General features: G+C 52.7%; 1 protein-coding gene. It reads left to right on the top strand.

Translation table 11 applies throughout. The features are described from left to right. Positions 1-1,620 (top strand): DUF1601 domain-containing protein (locus ACO6V1_RS23855; protein ID WP_422469070.1); only part of this gene is annotated, 1,620 nt, incomplete at both ends.

The following is a 1,620-nucleotide window of genomic DNA, read 5'->3' as shown; positions in this document are numbered from 1 at the left end:
CACTTTACTTGATCCTGTAATACATAAGTGCAACCAAAAACCTGATGTCAGGAGTATTAATGCACAGGGTACCGTCAACCTGCTGTGGGCCGTAGCGAAACTGGTGAACAATGGGCTGGCGCTGGAGAAGACAGCGAAGCTGAAAGAGGCCGTGGTTGCGCTGTTGCCCCTGGTGAAAACCAAAGCCGAATTAAAAGAAGAGAAAGACTGCTTCAACACTCAAGGTACCGCTAACCTGCTGTGGGCCCTGGCGAAACTGGTGGGCAATGGTCTGGCGCTGGAGAAGACACCGAAGCTGAAAGAGGCCGTGGCTGCGCTGTTACTCCAGGTGAAAACCAAAGCCGAAGTAAAAGAAGAGAAAGAGCACTTTAACACTCAAGGTACCGCTAATCTGCTGTGGGCCCTGGCGAAACTGGTGGACAACGGGCTGAAGCTGGAGAAGACGCCGAAGCTCAAAGAGGCCGTGGCCGCGCTGTTGCCCCATGTGAAAACCAAAGCCGAATCCAAAAAAGAGAAAGACCACTACAAGCCACAGGAAGTCGCCAATCTCCTGTGGGCCATGGCAAAACTGGTGGACAACGGACTGGAGCTGGAGAAGACAACGAAGCTCAAAGAGGCCGTGTGTGCGCTGTTGCCCTATGTGAAAACCAAAGCCGAATCAAAAGAAGAGAAGGACCACTTCACGCCACAGGCAGTCACCAACCTGCTGTGGGCAATAGCGAAACTGGTGGAAAACGGGCTCGAGCTGGAGAAGAGAAAGAAGCTCAAAGAGGCTGTGGCCGCGCTGTTGCTCCAGGTGAAAACCAAAGCAGAATCAAAGAAAGACCACTTTATTCCTAAGCATATCGCCAACCTGCTGTGGGCCATGGCAAAACTGGTGGACAATGGGCTGGCGCTGGAGAAGAGAGCGAAGCTCAAAGAGGCTGTGAACGCGCTGTTGCCCCATGTGGCAACCAAAGCCGAAGCAAAAGAAGAGAAAGACCGCTTTAAAACTCAAGGTATTGCCAACTTGCTGTGGGCCTTGGCGAAACTGGTGGATAACGGGTTGGAGCTGGAGAAAACACCGAAGCTCAAAGAGGCCGTGGCCGCGCTATTACCACATGTGAAAATCAAAGCCGAATCAAAAGAAGAGAAAGAGCACTTTATTACTCAGCATATCGCCAACCTGCTGTGGGCCCTGGTGAAACTGGTGGACAACGGGCTGGAGAAAACACCGAAGCCCAAAGAGGCCGTGGATGCGCTGTTGCCCCATGTGAAAACCAAAGCCGAATCAAAAGAAGAGAAAGACCAGTTCAAGCCACAGGGAGTCGCCAACCTGCTGTGGGCGCTGGCGAAACTGGTGGACAACGGGCTGGGGCTGGAGAAAATAACGAAGCTCAAAGAGGCCGTGGCCGCGCTGTTGCCCCATGTGAAAACCAAAGCTGAATCAAAAGAAGAGAAAGACCGCTTCAAGTCTCAAGGTATCATCAGCCTGCTGTGGGCCGTGGTGATACTGGTGGACAACGGGCTGGAGCTGGGGAAGACACCGAAGCTCAAAGAGGCCGTGGCCGCGTTGTTGCCCCATGTGAAAACCAAAGCCGAATCAAAAGAAGAGAAAGACCACTTCAGCACTCAAGGTAT

Origin of the sequence: Endozoicomonas sp. ALC013, assembly GCF_049310205.1 — a bacterium.
GTDB lineage: Bacteria > Pseudomonadota > Gammaproteobacteria > Pseudomonadales > Endozoicomonadaceae > Endozoicomonas.
The sequence above is the reverse complement of the archived record's forward strand: the minus strand, read 5'-3'. Positions and strand labels throughout refer to the sequence as shown.